Annotated in this window: 5 protein-coding genes; all 5 read right to left on the minus strand. The window is 74.5% G+C overall.

Annotation, left to right across the window (positions count from 1 at the left end; translation table 11 throughout):
- Nucleotides 1-152: 152 nt before the first annotated feature.
- Complete coding sequence (locus C9F11_RS13790) at nt 153-1,382, minus strand: acyl-CoA dehydrogenase family protein (RefSeq protein ID WP_138959577.1); 1,230 nt, start codon at nt 1,380-1,382, stop codon at nt 153-155.
- Between the two features lie 226 nt (nt 1,383-1,608).
- Nucleotides 1,609-3,090: an MFS transporter gene (locus tag C9F11_RS13795; protein ID WP_138966452.1), complete on the minus strand. Its 1,482-nt coding sequence runs from the start codon at nt 3,088-3,090 to the stop codon at nt 1,609-1,611.
- 100 nt (nt 3,091-3,190) lie between these two features.
- Nucleotides 3,191-6,055, minus strand: coding sequence for an aminotransferase class III-fold pyridoxal phosphate-dependent enzyme (locus tag C9F11_RS13800; RefSeq protein ID WP_249401722.1), 2,865 nt, complete (start codon nt 6,053-6,055; stop codon nt 3,191-3,193).
- A 15-nt stretch (nt 6,056-6,070) separates the two neighbouring features.
- On the minus strand, nt 6,071-16,417 hold the full coding sequence (locus C9F11_RS48615) for a type I polyketide synthase (RefSeq protein ID WP_138959578.1): 10,347 nt from the start codon (nt 16,415-16,417) through the stop codon (nt 6,071-6,073).
- Between the two features lie 35 nt (nt 16,418-16,452).
- Nucleotides 16,453-22,773 carry a type I polyketide synthase gene (locus C9F11_RS13810; protein WP_138959579.1) on the minus strand — a complete coding sequence of 2,107 codons (6,321 nt, stop codon included), beginning with the start codon at nt 22,771-22,773 and terminating at the stop codon, nt 16,453-16,455.
- Nucleotides 22,774-22,877: the final 104 nt, after the last annotated feature.

Here is a 22,877-nt window from a genome sequence, read left to right on the forward strand (position 1 = left end):
CTGGTGGCCGGGAACAGCGTAGGAAAAGAAGGCCCATACAAAAGGGCGCACCGGCATTATCCAGTGACCGTATTCTTTCGGCCACGGATAATACCGGCGCGCGGGCGACACAGGGGTCCGGACTCCCTTTCCGGAGGGCCGGACCGATGGTGTCAGTAGAGCAGGGTCACCGCCGGGTGCACATCGAGGACGGCACGGCTGTAGTCCTCCAGGATGAGCGGCGCGTTCAGCGCGTTGTGCCGGCTCATCACCGCGATGTCACGCCACAGGCGCTGCAGCGGGTTCGAAAGGGCGAAGGCGCTGCCGCCGACCGCGTCGAGGAGCTTCTCCACGCCCGCCCGCGACTTCTCCTGGGCGGACTTCTCGTGCATGCGGATCCGCGCCCGGTCCGCCCACGGCATCTGCTGGGTCTCCGGAATGCCGTCGAGCGCCCTGCCGACCTCCGTCAAATGCAGCTGGGCGGTCTCGATGAGGTGCGCGGCCTCGCCGAACCACATCTGCACCGAGGGCGCGTCCGCGGCCCGCTCGAAGTTGGCGTACGTGATCGGACGGCCCTTGTCCAGGTGCGCCTTGGTGACCTCCAGGGCGCCGTGGGCCGCCCCGACGATCGCGGCGAGCGACTGCGCGCTGCCCTGGATGAGCATGCTGTCCCGGTGGTCCTCGCCCACGAGGTCCGTGAGGCTGAACGGGGTCGCCCGGCGCTCGGGGATGAACACGTCCTCGGCCACGACCGTGTGGGTGCCGGAGCCGGACAGACCCGCGGAGTGCCAGGTCCGCTCGATCCGCAGGTCGCTCATGGGCACCACGACGCCGACGAGGTCCGTGGTCTGCTCGTCGCCGTCGTAGACGTGCACGACCGGGATGTACGCCCAGTCCGCGATCTCACAGCCCGAGCTCCACGGGAAGGTGCCGGTCACCTTGAACCCGCCCTCGGCGCGCCACGCCTTGGTCGTGGACAGGTGCGCCGTGGAGATCACGTACGCGTCGGGGTTGCCCTCGAAGACGTCCTCCAGCGCGGTCTCCGGCAGCGCGTTCAGCGCGAACCGGGTCGACGCGGTGTCGATGGACAGGTTCCAGCCCGCGGAGCCGCAGGCCTTGCCGACCTCGACGATGATCGACAGGAGGTCGGGCATCGGCAGCTCGTAGCCGCCGAACCGGGTCGGCGTCGTGAGCCGGAAGAGACCGGCGTCCCGCAGCGCGACCACGACCTCCTCCGCGAGCCTGCGGTCCTGCTCGGTCTTCACCGCGTGCTCGCGGATCAGCGGAGCGAGCTCGCGGGCCCGGCGCAACAGCTCCGCCGCGTCCACCGCTGCCGCTCCGGTTGTGATGTCAGCCCGCTCACCGGCCACTGCTGTCACGAAGTCCTCCTCGGTAGGTCGCATCACTCCGTGCGGCCCAGTCAATCCAGTGGGGCCTTGCGGCCCCAGGGGCCCCGAACACCAAAAGCGGCCGCCCCGCTGGTACTTGGGACCAAGTACCAGCGGGGCGGCCGCATCGCGTCTTGCCACGATGCGCCCGCCTTTCGCCTGCGGGTGCACCGTGGCTCGTCGCGCCCGCGCGGCGGAGCCGCATATCGACGCAGCCCCGCGCCCCTTTGGGGCGCTGTCCTCACACCCCGGGTACGGGGGCTGCCCCTCCCACCTCCGCGTCGGCCTGGGCCGTCACATGGCGGTCGAAGAGGAGGCCGCAGATGACCGCCCCCGCGAGGAAGACCACCGCGCCCCAGAAGAAGGCCGTGGTGTAGCTCTCCACGGATGCCTCCGCGGCGAGCTGCGGCGTGGGCTGCTTGCCCTCGACGAAGTTGTCCGCCGCGGTGATCGCCAGGGTGCTGAGCAGCGCGGTGCCGATCGAACCGCCGACCTGCTGCACGGTGTTGACCAGGGCCGACGCGGCTCCGGCGTCCTGCGGTTCGACCCCGACCGTGGCGACCGCCGCGCCCAGGGAGACCACCAGGCCGAAGCCGACGCCCGCGATGAAGATGGGCGCGAGGATGCCGGCGGCGTACGAGCTGTCGACGCTGAGCTGGCCGAGCCAGAACGAGCCCACGGCGGCGAGGACGAGACCGCCGGGGATCAGCACGCGCGAGCCGAGCTTCGGTTCGAGGACCGGCGGGATGGTGGTGGCGCCGATCGCGATGCCGACGATCATCGGCAGGAAGGCGAGACCGCTCTCGATCGCCGAGAAGTCCAGGACCAACTGGAGGTAGTAGGTCAGGAAGAGGAACTGGACGAACAGGCCGATGCCCAGCAGGAACATGCCCAGATACGCGCTGCCGCGGTTGCGGTGCAGCACGATCCGCATGGGCAGGAGCGGGGTGCGCGTACGGAGTTCGAACAGGACGAACGCGATCAGCAGGACGCCGCCCGCGAGGAGCAGGCCCCATACGTCGGTGCCGCCCCACTCGCCGTCGTCGGCGTTGGACAGGCCGTAGGCCAGGCAGAACAGGCCGAGGGACGCCGTCACCGTGCCGGGCAGGTCGAGCTTGTCCGGGCGGTGCTCCGCCTGCCGGTTGTGCATGGTCAGCATCGCGCCGACGAACACCGCCGCCGTGAAGACGACGTTGACGTAGAGGCACCAGCGCCAGTCGAGCCAGTCGGTGAGGGCACCGCCGAGCAGCAGGCCGAGCGCGAGCCCGCCGCTGCCGAGCGCGCCGTAGACGCCGAAGGCCTTGACCCGTTCCTTCGGATCCTTGAACACGGTCAGCAGGAACGACAGCGCGGCCGGTGCGACCAGGGCGGCGAAGGCGCCCTGCAACGCGCGCGCCGTGACCAGCATGGAGAAGCCGTTGGCCGCGCCGCCGAGCACCGACATGATGCCGAAGCCGACGATGGAGATCATCAGCGACCGCTTGGCGCCGATCAGGTCGACGACCCGGCCGCCGAGCAGCAGGAGGCTGCCGAAGGCGAGGGCGTAGGCCGTGACCACCCACTGCCGGTCGCCGTCGCCGAACCCGAGGTCGGCCTGGGCCGACGGCAGCGCGATGTTGACGACCGTGGTGTCCAGGAAGATCGTGAACTGGGCGACACCGATGACGGCGAGGATTAACCAGCGCTTGGCGTAGTGCGGATCGGACGAGAGTTCCGCCGCCACCTTTGCTCCGGATTCTGCTGACTCTGACATTCCACTTACCCTTTGTCGATCAGGCCGGACCATCGGCCGATGGTCCGGCGAGCTGAATTCCCGGCAGACGTCAGGTGGAAATCGCCTCGAACCCGTGCTGCTGGGCGAGGTCGATGATTGCGTGCACCCGTTCCTGGGTAATGGCGCCTTCGCTCAACGTTCCGCCAGCGCCGGACAGGGCGAGGACGATTGCTTCCGCAGTCCCCGCCAGCAATTCACCCGTGTTCAATGGACCATTGAAACCACGCGGCAGAATAGTATCCTCCGCTACCGAAAGAACACCACCCCGGATGTAAAGCAAATCGTCCCGCCCGGTGACAATGGCTGATTCCGCACCCGTGCCGAAGAAGGAGAGATCGGCGACGATCGCGCCCTGGGCGAGATGCTTCTCCGCGAGAACCGGAACCGGACTCGAATGCGCCGCAAGGACCGCGTGCGCATTCCGCACCTCGGCCAGGTCGTCGGTCGCGACGACGAACGGGTTGACGTCATAGGAATCAGCGAGATGCGCGGCGATGGCCGCGGCGCTCGGCTCGTCACCGGAGCGCCCGTCGGCGAGCCACTTGGTGACGAGCGGCTCGGCGGACAGCGCCGCCGCGATGCCGCTCAGCTCGCCCCCGGCCGCGATCCGCGTCCACGCGTCCTGGTAGATCCGGTGCTCGGTGGCGCGCAGCCGCTCGGCCGAGCCCTCCCGGCCGCTGCCCACCAGGACGATCCTCGCGACGTACTCGGCGCTGAGCGCGGCGAGCGCGGAGCCCACGCGGCCACCGCCGCCGACGACCGCGACGGTCAGCCCGGCCAGGTCGCCGAAGCGGGCCAGCGCGGGCTGTTCGAGCGCGGCCAGGGTGGCGCCGACCGCGAGGGTGCTGCCCGCGGTGACCGTGACGCCGGGCACCCGCAGCGCGCCGCCGTGCCCGCTCACCGTGCCGAGGCCGAAGCCGATGCCGACGGTCTCGTGGCCGTCCGCCTTGGCCGCGCGCACCCGGCGGTCGAGGTCGAGGCCGATCAGGAAGGTCTGCCCGGTGGTCCGGTAGGCGCGCAGCTGGTGCTGCGACACCAGGAGCGGGTAGACGGTGAGGTCGACGGAGGCGCCCTGCGGGGACGTGTAGCGGACCGGGGGCGTCGCGGGCAGGTCCTTGAGCAGCTCGGAGCGCTGGACGTAGGCGAGCAGCGCCGCGTCGTCCAGGTCGGCGAGCGAGGGGTCGAGCTCGCGCAGCGTGTCCGGGGTCAGCGGGTAGCTGACGAGCGCGACCTTGTGGGCGGCCGGCTCGGCGGGCGCGGCCGGCTCCGGTGCGGCGGCCTCCGCCTGGGGCGTCCGGAAGTCCTGGATCTCGCGCGGCTGCCCCGCGGCGCCGGTCAGCGGGTGGATCAGCGGCAGCGCGTCCTGGTGGCGCAGGATCTCGCAGACCGCGGTGAGACCGGTGCGCAGCTGCTCGATCTCCGCGTCGGTGAGGTGGATCGAGGGCTCGATCCGCAGCATGTTGGGCACGCTGGCCGTCGGCCCGGTGCGGATGCGGTGGACCAGCTGGAGGTAGCTGCCGATCAGGAAGACCAGCAGGCCCGCGGCCGCCTTCTCGCGGATGACCGGGGAGGCGGCCTGGCTCTGGTCGGCGAACTCCAGGCCGATGAGCAGGCCCTTGCCGCGGACGTCGAGCACCACGTCGGGGTACTCCTCGGCCAGCTCGCGCAGCACGCCGAGGACGCGTTCGCCGCGCTCGGCGGCCAGGTCGTAGGCGGCGCCGCCGTCGGCTTCGAGGAGTTCGAGGGTGCGCAGGGCGATGGCCGTGGTGAAGCCGTCCTTGGCGAAGGTCGAGCTGTGCACCAGCTCGAACTCGGGGCGGTAGCGCGACTGCCGGACCAGCATGGCGGAGGTCTTGCCGATGCCGCCGCCGAGGGACTTGCCGAGGAGGTAGTAGTCGCCGAGCAGCCCGATGTGGGAGCTCGCGAAGAACTTCCCGGTGCGGCCCATGCCGGTCTGGATCTCGTCGATGACGACCGGGCACCCGGCCGCGTCGCAGATCTCCCGGACGCGGGCGGCGTACTCGGGCGTCAGCGCGTGGATCCCGCCCTCGCCCTGGATCGGCTCCACGATCAGCCCGCCGACGACGGGGAAGGGCCGCTCGACGAGGGTGACCCTGCCGTCCACGACCTCGACGTCGAGCGCGGCGAGCCGGTGCTCGGCGAGGGCGCTCTCCAGCGCCGCCGCGTCGTTCGGCGGTACGAACGTCACGGGCAGGCCGAGCGAGGCGAACGCCGCGCGGAACGTCGGGTTGAAGGTGAACTGGGTGCTGCCGAGGAGCTTTCCGTGGAAGGCGCGCTCCAGGGCGAAGAACACCGGGCTCGTGCCCGCGAGGCCGATGTTGTGCGCGGCCACCGCGCCGAGCAGCGCGCCGAACTCCTCGGCGGTGGTCGGCACCGGCACGTCGCCGGGCAGCAGGGACGTGTCGTCCGGCAGCCGCGCGGAGCCGTCGCCCACGGCCCGCACGGCCGCGTCGACGTTCCACTCGACCTGCTCGAACAGGCTCTTCACCCGCAGCACGCGGTCGAACTCGCAGTGCTTGACGGCCGCTTCGACGGCCTCCGCGCCGCTGTTGGCGAAGATCACCGGGTAGGGCTCGGCGCCGGGGAACTCCCGGCCGAGTATCCCGTTCAGGACCGCGCCGACCCGGTCGGCGGTCGGGTGCTCGGAGAACTGCGAGTGCACGGGTACGCCGGTGTCGAGGAGCTCCTTGGCGTGCGCCACGATCTCCGGGTGGTTGTGGCCGAGCATGAGCGAGCCCCAGCCGCCGACCAGGTCGAGCACCGGCACCTCGGTGCCGCTCTCGTCCAGGTAGTACAGGGAGTTCCGCTCCGCCCGGACGTACTTGAGGTTCAGGCCGAAGGTGCCGAGCATGCCGGTCAGTAGGGCTTCGGCGTATCGGGTGGGTGAGTTCACCGTGTCTCCTGGTGGTCAGCGGTTCGGTTGGGCGGAAGCGCGGCCGAGTTCCCGGTCGATGAAGTCGAAGACCTCGTTCTCCGTCGCGGTCTCGATCGCGGCGGCCAGGTCCGTGTCGCCGGTGCCGGGGACCGCGTCGGGCCGCGCGTCGGTCCAGGCCTTGTTCCAGCGGGTGAGGATGGCGTTGAGCCGGGCGGCGATCTCGGTGCGGCCGGACTCCTCATCGGCCTCCGCGTCGACCGGGACGGCCATCAGGACGGCCTCCAGCTTGTCCAGTTCGGCCAGGGCCGAGCGCCGGCTGACGCCGTCGGTGAGGGCGAGGCGTTCCAGCAGGTGGTCGACGAGGGCCCCGGGCGAGGCGTGGTCGAAGACCAGCGTCGTCGGCAGGGACAGACCGGTCTGCTCGCCGAGCCGGTTGCGGAACTGCACGGCGGACAGCGAGTCGAAGCCGGAGTCCCGGAAGGACACCTCCCACTGGAGGTGGTCCGGTGCCGCGTGGCCGAGCACCGCGGCCGCCTCGGCCCGCACCAGGTCCCGCAGGTGCGCCTCGGCCTCGGCCCGGCCCATGCCCGCGAACCGGTCGCCCGGCTTGTCGGCACTGGCCCGGCGGCGCTCACCGCGCGGCACGAGTCCGCGCAGCACCACCGGGACCTGCGCCGGGTCGCGGCGCAGGGCGGCCAGGTCGAGCGGCGCGGGCGCGACCACGGCGAGCCCGGTGGCGAGGGCGGCGTCGAACAGCGCGCACGCCTCGTCCCCGGCGATCACCCGCAGGCCCGGCTGCCCGCCCTCGACCATCCGGCCCCAGGCGAGCGACACCGCGGGCAGCCCGCGGGAGCGGCGGTGCGCGGCGAGGGCGTCCAGGTAGGCGTTCGCCGCGGCGAAGTTGGCCTGCCCGGGGCTGCCGAGCAGGCCGACCACGGAGGAGAACAGGGCGAACAGCGCGGGCGGGGCGTCGGCCGTCAGCTCGTGCAGATGCCGGGCCCCGTCCACCTTGGGCCGCAGCACGGCGGCGACGCGCTCCGGGGTGAGCGCGGTGAACACCCCGTCGTCCAGGACGTTCTCGGTGTGGACGACCCCGGTGAGCGGGTGCTCGGCCGGGATGTCCGCGAGCAGCGCGCGCACGGCCTCGCGGTCGGCCAGGTCGCAGGCCACCACGGTGGCCCTCGCGCCCAGGGCGGTGAGTTCGTCGCGCAGCCCCTCGGCGGGCGAGCCGGGGCCGTGCGGGTCGGCGAGCACCAGGTGCCGCACTCCGTACGCGGTGACCAGGTGCCGGGCGAACAGGGCGCCCAGTTCCCCGTCGGCGCCGGTGACCAGCACGGTGCCGCCGTCCACGAGGGCGGGCGGCGCCGCCTCGGACGCGGCCGTGGGCACGAGCCTCGGCGCGTACAACTTTCCTGCCCGGACGGCCAGTTGGGGCTCACCCGCCTGGGCCACCAGGGGCAGCTGGTCGACGGAGGCCGGGTCGTCGTCCAGGTCGACGAGCACGATCCGGTCGGGGTGCTCCGCCTGGGCGGAGCGCAGCAGGCCCCACACGGCGGCTCCGGCCGGGTCGCGCATCTCGTCCTCGGCGCCGCGGGACAGCGCGCCCCTGGTCACCACGGCCAGGCGGTTGTCCGGCAGGTCCTCCTGGGCCAGCCAGCGCTGGGCCGCGTCCAGCGCCCGCGCCACGGCCCGGTGCGCGGCGGCCACCGGGTCGCCCGCCGGGTCCGGCTCCGACGGCTCGACGAGGAGGACGTCCCACGGGGTGAAGGACGCGGCCGCCTCGTCGACGCCGTCGAAGCGCAGCGACGCGATCTGGGCGAGGTCGCCGGTGGCGTCGCCGAGCAGGGCGAGCAGGCTCTCCGGCTCGTCGTCGGACACCGGTGCGACCGGTGTCCACTCGGGCGCGAACAGCGGGGCCGTACCGGCGGACACCGGAGCCGCACCGCCGTCCCTGGGGGTCAGGACCGCCGGGGCGAGCCGCACGGATTCGGCCACGAGGACGGGGAGCCCGGCCTCGTCGACGGCCTCCAGACGGAACGCGTCCGCACCGGCGGGGGCCAGGCGCACGCGCACGGCCGTCGCCTCACCGGCGTGCAGGGCGACGCCCTCCCAGGCGAGCGGGAGCAGCGCGGAGCCGTCCGGGCCCGCCCCGGGCCCGCCGAGCAGGAGGGGCTGCACGGCGGCCTCCAGGAGGGCCGGGTGGATCCCGTAGCCTCCGGCGTCCGCGGCGGCGCCTTCGGGCAGCCGGACCTCGGCGAACAGTTCGTCGCCCCGGCGCAGGACCGACGCGAGGCCCTGGAACGCCTCGCCGTAGCGGTACCCGGCGTCGGCGAGGTCCTCGTACGCCCAGTCCACGGCCTTGGCCTTGGCCGGCGGCCAGACGGCCGGTTCGGTGTCGGCCCGGTCGGCGGCGGGGGCGAGCACGCCGGTGGCGTGGCGGGTCCACTCCGGGGCGGTGCCGTCGCCGTCCCGTGCGGGGTCTTCGGCGGGCCGGGAGTAGATCCCCACGGTCCGCCGCCCGGCCGCGTCGGGCTCCCCGGTCACCACCTGTACGCGTACGGCGCCCTGGTCGGGCAGGACGAGGGGCTCGGTGACGGTGAGTTCGGCGAGGTCGGGGCAGCCGGTGGCGTCCCCGGCGCCGATCGCCAGGTCCACCAGGGCGGCCCCGGGCAGCACCGGCACCCCGGCGACGACGTGGTCGGCGAGCCACGGGTGGGTGGTCAGGGACAGCCGGCTCGTGAACACCGTCTCGTCCCGGCCCGCCACGGCGACGGCCGCGCCGAGGAGGGCGTGCTGCCCGGCCCCGGCGCTCTCGCCGCCGGCGGGGGCAGACTCGGCGGCCCAGTACCTGCGGCGCTCGAACGGATAGGTGGGCAGGGCCGTCCGGCCCGCTCCGGTGCCCGCGAACACGGCCGCCCAGTCGACGGCCGCACCGGCGACGAACAGCTCCCCCACCCCGTCGAGGACGGCGTGCACGGAGGGACGCCCCTCGGCGAGCAGGAGCACCGAGCCCGCGAGCACCCGCCGGGGGCCGGACTCGACGCACCGGGTCACGCCGTGCTCGGTGAGCCACCGCTCGGCGGCGGCGCTGCCCTCGGTCCCGCCGTCGCGGCCGGGCCGGTCGTCGGCGGTGAGCGGCGTGCCGGTGCGCAGCGACACCACGGGGATCCGCGGCGCGTCGTACGTCACGTCGGCCGCGCCCCGCGCCGTCAGGAGGCGGCCCGCGTCGGCCAGGGAGAGGGCCCCGGCGACGTGCGCGGCGGCGAGCTCGCCGACACCGGTGCCCGCGACACAGCCGACGGTGACGCCCCAGGCCCTGACCAGGCGGTACAGCGCCACCTCGGCGGCGAACCCGGCCGCGTCCCGGCCCTGTTCGCCGAGCCCGGCCAGCGTCTCGTCGTACGCCTTCGCGTACGCGGGCAGCGTCTCGTACAGCACCTGGTCGGGGCCGTCGGCGGACCCGGTGAACAGGAACGCGGTCCGGCCGTCACCCGCGGCGGGCGCGTCGGCCCCGGCGATCGCCCGCAGCCCGGTCAGGGCCGCGGCGCCGCCGCCGGTGACGAGCACCGCGCGGTGGTCGAACGCGGAGCGCTGCGCCAGCGAGAACCCGACGTCGAGCGGGTCCGGCTCGGTGTCGGCCTCCAGGAGGGCGAGCAGCCGCTCGGCCTGGACGCGCAGGGCCTGCGGCGACTTGGCGGAAAGGACCCACGGCACCACCGGCAGGGCCACCTCGGCCCGGGGTCCGGCCGGGGCGTCGGGGGCCTGCTCCAGGATGACGTGCGCGTTGGTGCCGCTGAGCGCGAACGCGGAGACCGCGGCCCGGCGCGGCCGGTCGAGCTCCGGCCACGGGCGCGCCTCGGTGAGCAGCTCGACCGCGCCGGACTCCCAGTCCACGGCGGAGGTCGGCTTGTCGATGTGCAGGGTCTTCGGCAGGACGCCGTGGCGCATGGCCATGATCGCCTTGACCAGGCCGCCGGCGCCCGCGGCGTGCTGGGCGTGCCCGATGTTGGACTTCACCGAGCCGAGCCAGGCCGGGCGGTCGGCGGGCCGCTCCCTGCCGTACGTCGCCATCAGGGCCTCGGCCTCGATGGGGTCGCCGAGCTGGGTGCCGGTGCCGTGCGCCTCGATGAGGTCCACCTCGGCCGGTGCGACACCGGCGTTGGCGAGGGCCTGGCGGATGACGCGCTGCTGGGAGGGGCCGTTGGGCGCGGTCATGCCGTTGGAGGCGCCGTCGGAGTTGACCGCGCTGCCCCGGACCACGGCGAACACCGTGTGCCCGTTGCGCCGGGCGTCGGAGAGCCGCTCCAGGACGAACAGGCCCACGCCCTCGGACCAGCCGGTGCCGTCGGCGGACTCGTCGAACGCCTTGGACCTGCCGTCGGGCGCGAGGGTGCGCTGCCGGGAGAACTCGACGAACCCGATGGGCTGCGCCATCACGGTCGCGCCGCCCGCGAGCGCGAGGCCGCACTCGCCGCTGCGCAGCGCGTTCGAGGCGAGGTGCAGGGACACGAGGACCGAGGAGCAGGCCGTGTCGATGGACATGGTCGGGCCTTCGAGGCCGAGGACGTAGGAGATCCGGCCGGAGCCGAAGGACGTCGTGGAACCCGTCAGGAGGTAGCCCTCGGCGCCCCCTTCGGCGGCGCCCGCGCCCGCGCCGTACTCCTGCGCGGTCAGACCGGTGTAGACGCCGGTGTCGCTGCCGCGCAGCGACTGCGGGTCGATGCCGCCGCTCTCCAGGGCCTCCCACGAGGTCTCCAGGAGCAGGCGCTGCTGCGGGTCCATCGCGAGGGCCTCGCGCGGCGAGATGCCGAAGAAGCCCGCGTCGAACTCGGCGGCGTCGTAGAGGAATCCGCCTTCCCGCGTGTAGAAGGTGCCCGGCTTGTCGGGGTCCGGGTCCCACAGCCGCTCGATGTCCCAGCCGCGGTCGTCCGGCATGTCGCCGATCGCGTCGACGCCGTCGGCGACGAGCCGCCACAGGCCCTCGGGCGTGCTGGCCCCGCCGGGGAAGCGGCAGGCCATGCCGACGATCGCGATGGGCTCGTTCGCGCCGCCGGGGCCCGGGACCGCCGCCGCGACGGCCGCGGCCGGAGCCGCGAGGTCGCCGCTCAGCTCGGCCAGGACGTACGCGGCGAGCGCCGAGGTCGTCGGGTAGTCGAAGACCACGCCGGGCGACAGGCGCAGGCCGGTGACCGCGGCGATCCTGTTGCGCAGCTCGACCGCCGTCAGGGAGTCGAAGCCGAGGTCCCGGAACGGCACGTTCTCGCTGATCCGCTCGCCCGCGCCGAACTGGAGCACGGCGGCCACCTCGGTCCGCACCAGCTCGGTGACGTGCTCGTGCCGGTCCTGCTCGGGCAGCGCGGCGAGCCGTCCGGCAAGCGCCCGCTGGTCGCCCGCGCCCTGGCGGACCACCCGGCGCGACGGGCGGCCGACGAGGCTCCGCAGCATCGCCGGGACCGGCACGGAGCCGGACCGCAGCGTCCGCAGGTCGAGCCGCGCGGGCAGGGTGACCGGGCTCGCCAGGGCGAGGGCCCGGTCGAACAGGGCCGCACCGGCCTGTGGCGTCAGGGGCCGCAGGCCCGTCCGGCTCAGCTGCTCCGCGGCCCCGGCCTGCAGCCCGCCCTCGGTGTCCCACAGGCCCCAGCCGAGGGAGATCGCCGGGAGGCCGTGGGCGCGGCGGTGCTGCGCGAGGGCGTCGAGGAACAGATTGGCCGCGGTGTATCCGGCCTGCCCCGCGTTGCCCAGCGTGCCCGCGAGGGACGAGAAGAGGGTGAAGAGGGCGAGGGGTTGGTGGCGGGTGAGTTCGTGCAGGTGCCAGGCGGCGTCGACCTTGGGCCGCAGGACGGTGGTGAGGCGTTCGGGGGTGAGGGCGGTGATGATGCCGTCGTCGATGACACCGGCGGTGTGCACGACACCGGTCAGGGGGTGCTCGGCGGGGATGGCGTCCAGGACGGCCTTGAGCGCGTCGCGGTCGGCGGCGTCACACGCGGCGATCCGCACGGTGGCGCCCAGGCCGGCCAGCTCCTCGGCCAACTCCCCAGCCCCGGGAGCGTCCTGGCCCCGGCGGCTGGTCAGGACCAGATGCCGCACCCCGTACGCCCCCACCAGATGCCGGGCGAACAGACCACCAAGCGCACCGGTACCACCCGTGACCAACACCGTCCCCTCCGCCGCCAACACCGGCACGGCGGCGTCCGTCGGGGCCTGCGGGGCCAGGCGCGGCGCGGTCACCGCACCGGCGCGCACCGCGGCCTGGTCGTGGCCCGCCGCGAGCACCGCGGGCAGGGCCGTGAGCGAGGCCGGGTCGTCGTCGACGTCCACGAGCACGATCCGGTCGGGGTGCTCGGCCTGCGCGGACCGCAGCAGGCCCCACACGGCGGCGCCCGCCAGGTCCGGCGCGCCGTCGTCCTGGCCGGTCGTCACCGCGCCGCGGGTCACCACGACGAGGCGGCCCGACAGGAACGCCTCGCCGGTCAGCCACTCCCGCACCAGGTCGAGCGTTTCGGCGACCGTGTCGTGCACCGAGGCCACGACCTCGGCGTCCGCCTGCCCGGCGGGGGCGAACAGGAGCACGTCGGCCCCGGCCGCGTCCGCCAGGGTCGCGCAGCTCTCGACGGGCAGTGCCTCGCCGACCGGCAGGGCGGGGGTGCCGAGCAGGGCCCAGCGACCGGCCGGTTCGGCCGGGGCCGCCTCGACGGGCGCCCAGTCCACGCCGAAGAGCGAACCGGCCGTCTCGTCCCGCCCGGCGGGCTGGTCGGCCGAGACGGGGCGGGCCTCCACGGAGCGCACCTCGGCGACCGGCTGCCCGGTGTCGTCGGCGAGCTGCACCTGGCAGGACGTCTTGCCGTCGGTCTCGGCGCCGATGACCACGCGCACCCGCAGGGCGGTGGCGCCGGTCGCGTAGAGGTGGATCCCGTTCCACACGAAGGGCAGCTGGAGCGTGAAGTCCTCACCCGCGTCGGCGATCGCGGCGACGACGCGCGGGTGGATGGCCGCGTCGAACAGGGCCGGGTGGATGCCGAACCGCGCCGTGTCGGCGCCGTCCGGCAGCGCGACCTCGGCGAAGAACTCGGCGCCCGCGTCGCCGTCGCGGCGCCACAGGGTGTGCAGGCCGCGGAAGAGCGGGCCGTAGACGTAGCCGCTCTCGGCGAGCCGGTCGTAGAACCCTTCCGTCGTCACGGTCTCGGCGCCCGCGGGCGGCCACTGGCTCAGCTCGAACGCGGGCTCCGGGGCCTCGGGCGCGAGCACGCCGGTGGCGTGGCAGGTCCACTCCTCCGCGGCGTCCTGGCCGGCCTCCGGGCAGGAGTAGATCGCGAACGGCCGATGGCCGGAGTCCCGCTCCTCGCCCACCACGAGCTGGACGCGGACGCCGCCCGACTCGGGGACGCGCAGCGGCGCGGTGATCACCATCTCGTCCACACCGGCGCAGCCGACCTCGTCGCCCGCCGAAACGGCCATGTCGATCAGCGCGGTGCCCGGCACCAGGGCGCGGCCGCCCAGCTCGTGCTCGGCCACCCAGGCGTGCGTCCGCGCGGAGAGGCGCCCGGTGAACACGACCTCGTCGGCACCGGCGACGCGCACCACCGCGTCGAGCATCGGATGGCCCGCGGCCACCTGCCCCGCCGACACGACGTCGCCGGACGCCGGGCCCGCCATCCAGTAGTTCTGGTGCTGGAAGGGGTACGTCGGCAGGTCGACCAGGACGGCCCCGGTGCCCTCGAACAGCCGCGCCCACTCCACCGCGTGCCCGGCCGCGTGCAACCGGGCGAGCCCGGCCAGCACGGTCCGCACCTGAGGCTGCTCACGCCGCTGCAACGCCGTGAACGACGCCTCCACACTCTGCGCCCCCATCGCGGTGAGCACCCCGTCCGGCCCGATCTCCAGGAACCGGGACACCCCCCGCTCCCGCAGCCGTACGACGTGATCAGCGAACCGCACGGCGTTGCGGATGTGCTCCACCCAGTACGCGGCCGAACACACCTGCTCGCTGTCCGCCGCCATCGGAATCTGCGGCTCCGTGAAGGTCACGCCATTGACGACGACGGCGAACTCCTCCAGCACCGGATCCATCAACGGAGAGTGGAAGGCATGGCTGACCGTGAGCCGGTTCGTCTTGCGACCCCGCTCCCGCAGCACCTCCGCAATGCCGGTGACCACGTCCTCGACCCCGGAGATGACCACCGAGGTCGGCCCGTTGACCGCCGCGATCCCCGCCTGCGCCTCATGGCCTTCCAGCAGTTCCAGGACCTCGGCCTCATCCGCCTGCACCGCCACCATCGCCCCACCGGACGGCAGCGCCTGCATCAAACGACCCCGCGCCGCCACCACCGCACACGCGTCCTCCAGCGACAGGACACCCGCCACATGCGCCGCCGCCAACTCCCCGACCGAATGCCCGGTCACGCAGTCCGGCACCACACCCAAGGACTCCACAAGCCGGAACAGCGCCACCTCGAACGCGAACAGAGCAGGCTGCGTCCACCCCGTCTCGTCCAACCCGGCCCCGCCGAACACCACCTCCCTCAACGAACCCGGTACCAGGCCTTCGAACCCCGCACACACGTCATCGAACGCCGCCGCGAACACCGGGAACGTGTCGTACAACTCCCGGCCCATACCGGGTTGTTGCGCGCCCTGCCCGGTGAACAAGAACGCCGTACGCCCCTCACCGGAAACCCCCGCCACCACACCCGGCACCGACTCACCACGAGCCAACGCCTCCAACCCCGCCACCAGCTCTGCACTGTCGGCCGCCAGCACCACCGCACGATGCTCGAACGACACCGACCGCGAACCCGCCGCCGACACACCCACATCCAACGCCGAGGCACCCTCGGCCACCACCGCGGCCAACCGCTCCGCCTGCGCCCGCAACGCCTGCTCGCTCCTGGCCGACACCGGCACCGGCACCACCGGCAGAGAACCGGTCGGCTCCACGGCGGTCGGCTCCACCGAGGTCGGCTCCTCCGCCGCGGGCTCCTCCGCCGGGGCCTGCTCAAGGATGACGTGGGCGTTCGTGCCGCTGATCCCGAAGGAGGAGACCGCCGCGCGGCGCGGCCGCCCCGTCTCCGGCCAGGGGCGTTCCTCGGTGACGAGTTCGACCGCACCGGCGGTCCAGTCGACGGCGGGCGTGGGCTCGTCGACGTGGAGGGTCTTCGGGACCACCCCGTGCCGCATCGCCATGACCATCTTGATCACGCCCGCGACCCCGGCGGCGGCCTGCGTGTGCCCGATGTTCGACTTCAACGACCCCAGCAGCAGCGGCTGGTCGTCCGAGCCGTCCGTACGCGCCTGCCCGTACGTGGCGAGCAGCGCCTGGGCCTCGATCGGGTCGCCCAGCTTCGTGCCGGTGCCGTGGGCCTCCACCACGTCGACCTCGGCGGGCGAGAGGTCGGCGTCGGCGAGGGCCTGGCGGATGACGCGCTGCTGGGAGGGGCCGTTGGGCGCGGTGAGGCCGTTGGAGGCGCCGTCGGAGTTGACCGCGCTGCCCCGGACCAGGGCGAGTACGGGCAGGCCCCGCTCCCGCGCCACCGAGAGGCGGGCGAGGACGAGGACGCCGACGCCCTCGGAGAAGCCGGTGCCGTCCGCGGCGGCGGCGAAGGCCTTGCAGCGGCCGTCCGGCGCGAGGCCGCGCTGCCGCGAGAACTCCACGAACACGCTGGGGCCCGACATCACGGTGGCGCCGCCCGCGAGGGCGATGTCGCACTCCCCGTTGCGCAGCGCCTGCTCCGCGAGGTGCATCGACACCAGCGACGACGAGCAGGCCGTGTCGAGGGTCACCGTCGGGCCCAGCAGGCCGAGCACGTAGGAGATGCGGCCCGAGGCGACGCTCGTGGTGCCGCCGGTGAGCACGAAGCCCTCCAGCTCCTCGGGCGTCTCCCCCGCGCGCGGCATGTACTCCTGCGGGATCACGCCGACGAACACGCCGCCCGAACTGCCGCGCAGCGACGCCGGGTCGATGCGGGCGTTCTCCAGGGCCTCCCAGGACGCTTCGAGCAGGACGCGCTGCTGCGGGTCCATCGCCTGCGCCTCGCGCGGCGAGATCCCGAAGAACTCGGCGTCGAACCCGGCCGCGTCGGCCAGGAACCCGCCCTTGGTGAGGTACGTGGTGCCCGGCGTCCCCGGGTCGGGGTCGGAGAGTCGGTCGAGGTCCCAGCCCCGGTCGTCGGGGAACTCCGTGAGGGCGTCGCCGCCGTCGCGGAGCAGCTCCCACAGCTCCTCGGGGGTGCGGGCGCCGCCCGGGAAGCGGCTGGCCATGCCGACGATCGCGATCGGCTCGCGGGCGGCGGTCCGTACGTCGTGCAGCTCCCGCCGCGCCCGCTGCAGGTCGGTCGTGACCCGCCGCAGATACTCTCGAAGCTTCTGCTCGTTGGAGTTGGACATCCCGGGCAGCCCCCTTTCGTTCGGCACAGGCGAGATCACGCGATGTCGAGTTCGCCGTCGATGAAGTCGAAGATTTCGTCGTCGGAGGCCTCGGTGAAGTCCCGTTCCTCCCCGCCCGCCTCGGCCGGCGCCGCGAGGCGGCGCAGCACCTCCTGGAGCCGCTTGGCGAGCACGTCCCGCTCGTCCTCGTCGAGGTCGGCCACGGCGAGCCGGTCGAGTTCCGTCACGAGCGAGCCGACGGTCGTCTCCTGCGCGGGGACGAGCAGTCCGTCCAGGAACGCGGCGAGCCCGGCCGGGGTCGGATGGTCGAACACGACCGTCGGCGGCAGCCGCAGGGCCGTGGCGGTGCCGAGGCGGTTGCGCAGCTCCACCGCCGTCAGCGAGTCGAACCCGAGGTCCTTGAACGCGCTGTCCTCGTCGACCGACTCGGCCGTGCTGTGGCCGAGGACGACCGCCGCGGACTCCCGTACGAGTTCCAGGAGTTCCTTGCGGCGCTGCCGCTCGGGCAGCTCGACGAGCCGGTCCGCCTGGGTGGTGGCCGCGGCCCGCGCGACGACGCGCCGCCGGACCCGCGCGGCCGGGTCGAGGGCCGAAAGGAGCTCCGGCACCGGCTGTCCGCTCTCCCGCAGCCGGGCCACGTCGACGGGCACCGCCACCGCGAGCGGGCGGTGCAGCCCGAGCGCCGCGTCGAACAGGGCGAGCCCCTGCTCGTCGTCGATCGCGCCGAGGCCCATCCGGGCCAGGCGGTCCTTGTCGCCCTCGCTCAGATGGCCGGTCATGGCGCTCTCCCGCGCCCACAGGCCCCACGCGATGGACGTGCCGGGCAGGCCGAGGCCGCGCCGGTGCTCCACGAGCCCGTCGAGGTAGGCGTTGGCCGCGGCGTACCCGCCCTGGCCCGCGCTGCCGAGGACCCCGGCGACCGAGGAGAACAGCGCGAACAGGGCCAGGTCGTGGTCCTGCGTCAGCTCGTGCAGGTACTGGGCCGAGCGGGCCTTCGTGCGCAGCACGGCGTCGAGGTCCTCCCGCGTCAGGGCCTCAAGGACCCCGTCGGACAGCACGCCCGCCGCGTGCACCACGCCGGTGAGCCGGTGCGCGGAGCGGACGAGCCCGGCGACGGACTCCCGGTCGGACACGTCGCACGCCACCACGGACACCTCGGCGCCCGCGGCCCGCAGGTCCGCGACCAGGGCGTCCACGCCGTCGGCCGCCGGACCGCGCCTGCTGGTCAACAGCAGCCGCCGTACGCCGTGTTCGGCGACGAGGTGCCGGGCGACGAGTCCGCCGAGCACCCCGGTGCCGCCGGTCACGAGGACCGTGCCGTCGGGGTCGAGCGGCGCGGGCAGGGTGAGGACGATCTTGCCGACGTGCCGGGCCTGGCTGAGGTACCGGAAGGCCTCCGGCGCGCGGTGCACGGGGTACGTGGTGAGCGGCATCGGCCGCAGCGCGCCCTCGTCGAACAGGACGCGGATCTCCTCCAGCATCTCCGCGATGCGGTCGAACCCGGCCTCCATCACGTCGAAGGCCCGGTAGCGCACGCCGGGGTGCGCCGCCGCGATCTCGTCGGCGTCGCGGATGTCGGTCTTGCCCATCTCCACGAACCGGCCGCCGCGCGGCAGCAGGGCGAGGGACTCCTCGACGTGCTCGTGCGCGAGGGAGTTGAGCACCACGTCCACGCCGCGCCCGCCGGTGGCCTTCGCGAAGTGCTCGGCGTAGCCGAGGCTGCGGGAGTCGGCGAGGTGGTCGTCGTCGAAGCCCCAGGCCCGCAGCACGTCCCGCTTGCCGGAGCTGGCGGTGCCGAAGACCTCGGCGCCCCAGTGCCGGGCGAGCTGGAGGGAGGCGAAGCCCATGCCGCCGGTCGCCGCGTGCAGGAGCAGCGACTCGCCCGCCGTGAGCCCGGCCAGGTCCGCGAGTCCGTAGTACGCCGTCAGGTACACCACCGGCACCCCGGCGGCCTGGGCGAACGTCAGGCGCTCGGGCATCGGGACGACCAGCCTGCGGTCGGTGACCGTGACCGTGCCGAGGCCGCCGGTGAACAGGCCCATCACCCGGTCGCCCGCGGTGAGCCCGGTGACGTCGGCGCCGACCTCCAGGACGATGCCCGCGCCCTCGCCGAGCGACGACCACTCGTCGCGGGCCACCATGCCGAGTTCCAGGAGCACGGCCTTGAAGTTCAGGCCGCCCGCGCGCACCGCGACCCGCACCTCACCCGGCTCCAGCGGGCGCAGCACCTCGGGGCACGGCGTGAGCGACAGGCTGTCGAGGTCGCCGCGGTAGGTCAGGCCCAGGCGCCAGGGCCGCTCGGCCGGTTCGGGCAGGGCCGGGGACGCGGCCGCGCGGGTGAGCCGGGGCACGGCGGCGGTCGCGCCGCGCAGGGCCAGCTCCGGGTGGTCCGCGGCCATCGCCGCGGGCAGGGCGGCCCGCGCCAGCGGGTGGCCGTCGATGTCGATGTGGCGCAGGCGGCCGGGGTGTTCGCCGCGCGCGGTGCGGAGCAGCCCGGTCACCGCGCGGTGGGCGAGGTCGTCGGCGCGGGTGAGGACGACGAGCGGGACGTCGGTGAGGTGCGGCTCGGCGAGCCACTCCCGTACGACGTGCAGCGTCCGGTCGACGACGTCCTCGACCTCGCCCTCGGGGCAGGTCCACAGGGCGGCCGTCGCCGACACCGGTGCGGCCGGGCGGTCGCCGCCGTCGGCGCCGAGCTCGATCCAGGTCCGCTCGGCGGGCGGCTCCGGCAGGTCGACCGGCACCAGGTCCAGGGCGAAGAGCGCCGAGGTGTCCGCGCGCCGGTGCCCGAGCGCGGCCACGTCCACCGGCCGCAGGGCCAGCTCGCCCACCGAGGCGACGGCCTGCCCGGCCTCGTCGGTGACGAGTACGGCGACCGCGTCGGGCCCCGCCGGGGTGAGGCGGACCCGGGCGGCCCGCGCGCCGGTGGCGTGCAGGCGCACGTCGCTCCAGCTGAACGGGGCCCGGACGCCGTCGGCACCGGAGAGGCCCGCCGCGTGCAGCGAGGCGTCGAGCAGCGCGGGGTGCAGGCCGAAGCCGGTGACGTCCTGCTCGTCGGGCAGGGCCACCGAGGCGTAGAGCGCGTCACCGTCCCGCCAGGCCGCGCGCAGGCCCTGGAAGGCGGGGCCGTAGGCGTAGCCGCGCTCGGCGAGGGTCTCGTAGAACCCGTCGAGGGGCACGGCCGCGGCGCCCGGCGGCGGCCAGGCGGTCAGGGCGTCGGGGGCCGGGTGGCTCTCGTTGGTCAGCCGGCCCGTCGCGTTGCGGATCCAGTCGTCCGTCCCGGCCAAAGTGGTGTGCACGCTCACCGGGCGTCCGTCACCGCTCTCCGCGCCGATGAGGACCTGGAGGTCCAGGTCGGCGTCCAGGACGACCGGCGCGTGCAGGGTGAGCTCGGCGAGGTGCCCGCAGCCGACCTGGTCCCCGGCGTGCAGGGCCAGTTCGACCAGGGCCGTGCCGGGCAGCAGCACCGACGTGCCGAGCCCGTGGTCGGACAGCCAGGGCTGTGCGCCGCGGGAGAGCCGTCCGGTGAGGACGAGCGTGTCCGCGTCGGCCGTGCGCAGGGCCGCGCCGAGCAGCGGGTGCTCCGCCCTGCGCAGGCCGAGGGCCGAGGTGTCGCCGACCGCCGCGGGCTCCTCCAGCCAGTAGCGGCTGCGCTGGAAGGGGTAGGTGGGCAGCTCCGCGGCGGTCGCGGCGCCGGGCGGGATCCGCCAGTCGACCTCGACGCCGTGGACGTACGCCTTGGCGAGCGCGGTGTGGAAGCGGGCCCGCCCGCCGTCGTCGCGGCGCAGCGACTCCAGGACGACCGCGTCGGCCGCCGCCTCCTCGACGGTCTCGCCGATCGCGTTCACGAGGACGGGGTGCGCGCTGACCTCGACGAACACTGCGTGTCCCTGGTCGAGCAGGGCGCGCGTGCCCTGGGCGAAGCCGACGGTCCTGCGCAGATTGCCGTACCAGTACGCGGCGTCGAGCTCGGGTCCCGCCACGGCCTCGTTGGTGACGGTGGAGTGGAACGGGACCCGGGACGGGCCGGGGGTGATGCCGGAGAGCGCACTGAGGATCTCCTCGCGCAGCGCCTCGACGTGGGCCGAGTGCGAGGCGTAGTCCACCGGGACGAGGCGGGCGCGGACGCCGTCGGCCTCGCAGGACGCGACGAGCTCCGCCAGGTCCTCGGGCCTGCCCGAAACGACCGTGCTGCCGGGGCCGTTGACCGCGGCGACCTCCACGGAGCCGCCGTACGCCTCGATGCGCCGCTCCGTCTCGTCCTGCGCCAGCTGCACGGAGGCCATGCCTCCGGTGCCCGCGAGCCGGGTGATGGCCTTGCTGCGCAGGGCGACGACGGCCGCGGAGTCCTCCAGGGACAGCGCCCCGGCGACGTACGCGGCGGCGATCTCGCCCTGGGAGTGGCCGAGGACCGCGTCGGGGGTCACGCCGTGGTGCCGCCACAGCGCGGCGACCGAGATCATCACGGCCCACAGGGCGGGCTGGACGACGTCGACGCGGTCCAGGGGCCCGGCGAGCGCGTCGAGGAGGTTCCAGTCGGTGTACGGCTCCAAGGCGGCGGCGCAGGCGTCCAGTTGGGCGCGGAAGACGTCCGAGTCGCGGTACAGGTCGAGCGCCATGCCGGACCACTGCGAGCCCTGCCCGGGGAAGACGAACACCGTCTTGCCGCGCGGGCGCGCGACCCCGGTCAGGACGTCCCGCGACGGCCGCCCCTCGGCGAGGGCCAGCAGGCCCGCCGCCGGGTCGTCGCCGGTCACGGCCGCGCGCTGGGGAAGCCGGGGCGCGCGGGTGGCGAGCGCGACGGCCAGGGGGCCGCCCGCGGCCGCCGGGGCGAGGGCGTGCAGCTGCTGCGCCCTGGCCGCGAGCGCGGCCGGGGAGGAGGCGGAGAGGAGCAGCGGCAGGGCGGCGCCAGCAGGCCGCGGGGTCTCCGCCCCGGCCTCCGGTCCCGCCCCGGCCGAAGGTTCCGGTGCCTGCTCGATGATCAGGTGGGCGTTGGTGCCGCTGATGCCGAACGCCGACACCGCGGCCCGGCGCGGCCGGTCGTTCTCGGGCCAGTCGCGCGCCTCGGTGAGCAGCTCCACCGCGCCCGACTCCCAGTCCACGGCGGGCGAGGGCTCGTCGGCGTGCAGCGTCCGCGGCAGCACGCCGTGGCGCAGCGCCTGGGTCATCTTGATCACGCCGCCGACCCCGGCCGCCGCCTGGGTGTGGCCGATGTTGGACTTCAGGGAGCCCAGCCACAGCGGCCGGTCCGCGGGGCGCTCCTGGCCGTAGGTGGCGAGGAGGGCCTGCGCCTCGATCGGGTCGCCGAGGCGGGTGCCGGTGCCGTGCGCGTCCACGACGTCCACGTCGGCCGCGGTGAGGCCCGCGTCGGCGAGGGCCTGGCGGATGACGCGCTGCTGGGAGGGGCCGTTGGGCGCGGTCAGGCCGTTGGAGGCGCCGTCGGAGTTGACCGCGCTGCCCCGGATCACCGCGAGCACCCGGTGCCCGAGCCGCTGGGCGTCGGAGAGCCGCTCCAGGACGACCATGCCCGCGCCCTCGGACCAGCCCGTGCCGTCCGCGGCGGCCGAGAACGCCTTGCAGCGGCCGTCCTCGGCGAGGCCGCGCTGCCGGCTGAACTCGACGAAGGTGTCCAGGGTCGCCATCACCGCGGCCCCGCCCGCGAGGGCGAGCGAGCACTCGCCGCCGCGCAGCGCGCGGGCGGCCAGGTGCATCGTCACGAGCGACGACGAGCACGCCGTGTCCACGGTGAGCGCGGGCCCCTCCAGGCCGAGGAGGTAGGCGATCCGGCCGGAGGCGACGCTGGCCGCGCTGCCGGTCCCGCCGAACCCCTCGCCGCCCTGCCCCGACTCCTCCGCGCCGAGTCCGTAGCGCTGCCCGCCGTGGCCCATGAGGCCCACGAACACGCCGGTGTCGCTGCCCCGCAGCGTCTGCGGGTCGACGCCGGTGCGCTCCAGGGCCTCCCACGACGTCTCCAGGAGCAGCCGCTGCTGGGGGTCCATGGCGAGGGCTTCCCTGGGGGATATCCCGAAGAACTCGGCGTCGAACTCGGCCGCCTCGTACAGGAATCCGCCCCCGCGGGCGTAGTAGGTGCCCGGCACGCCGGGGTTCGGGTCGTAGCGCCCCTCGACGTCCCAGCCGCGGTCGGCGGGGAACGCCCCGACGGCGTCCCGGCCCTCGGTCACCAGGTCCCACAGGCCGTCCGGCGAGACGACGCCGCCCGGGTAGCGGCAGGCCATGCCGACGATCGCGATCGGCTCGCTGGCCGCCCGCTCCAGCTCCTGCAGGCGCTCGCGCGTGTCCTGCAGCTCGCCGACGGCCTGCTTGAGGTAGTTCCGCAGCCTGCCCTCGTTCTCCATCGTCTCGTCACTCCTCCGGCCGGGGTACTCAGCTCGGCCAGTCAACATTGCGGGGGTGGTGGGCAGCCGGGTTCGAGAACACCGGACCGGGCGGCGAATTTGGC

It is taken from the genome of Streptomyces sp. YIM 121038 (assembly GCF_006088715.1).
GTDB lineage: Bacteria > Actinomycetota > Actinomycetes > Streptomycetales > Streptomycetaceae > Streptomyces.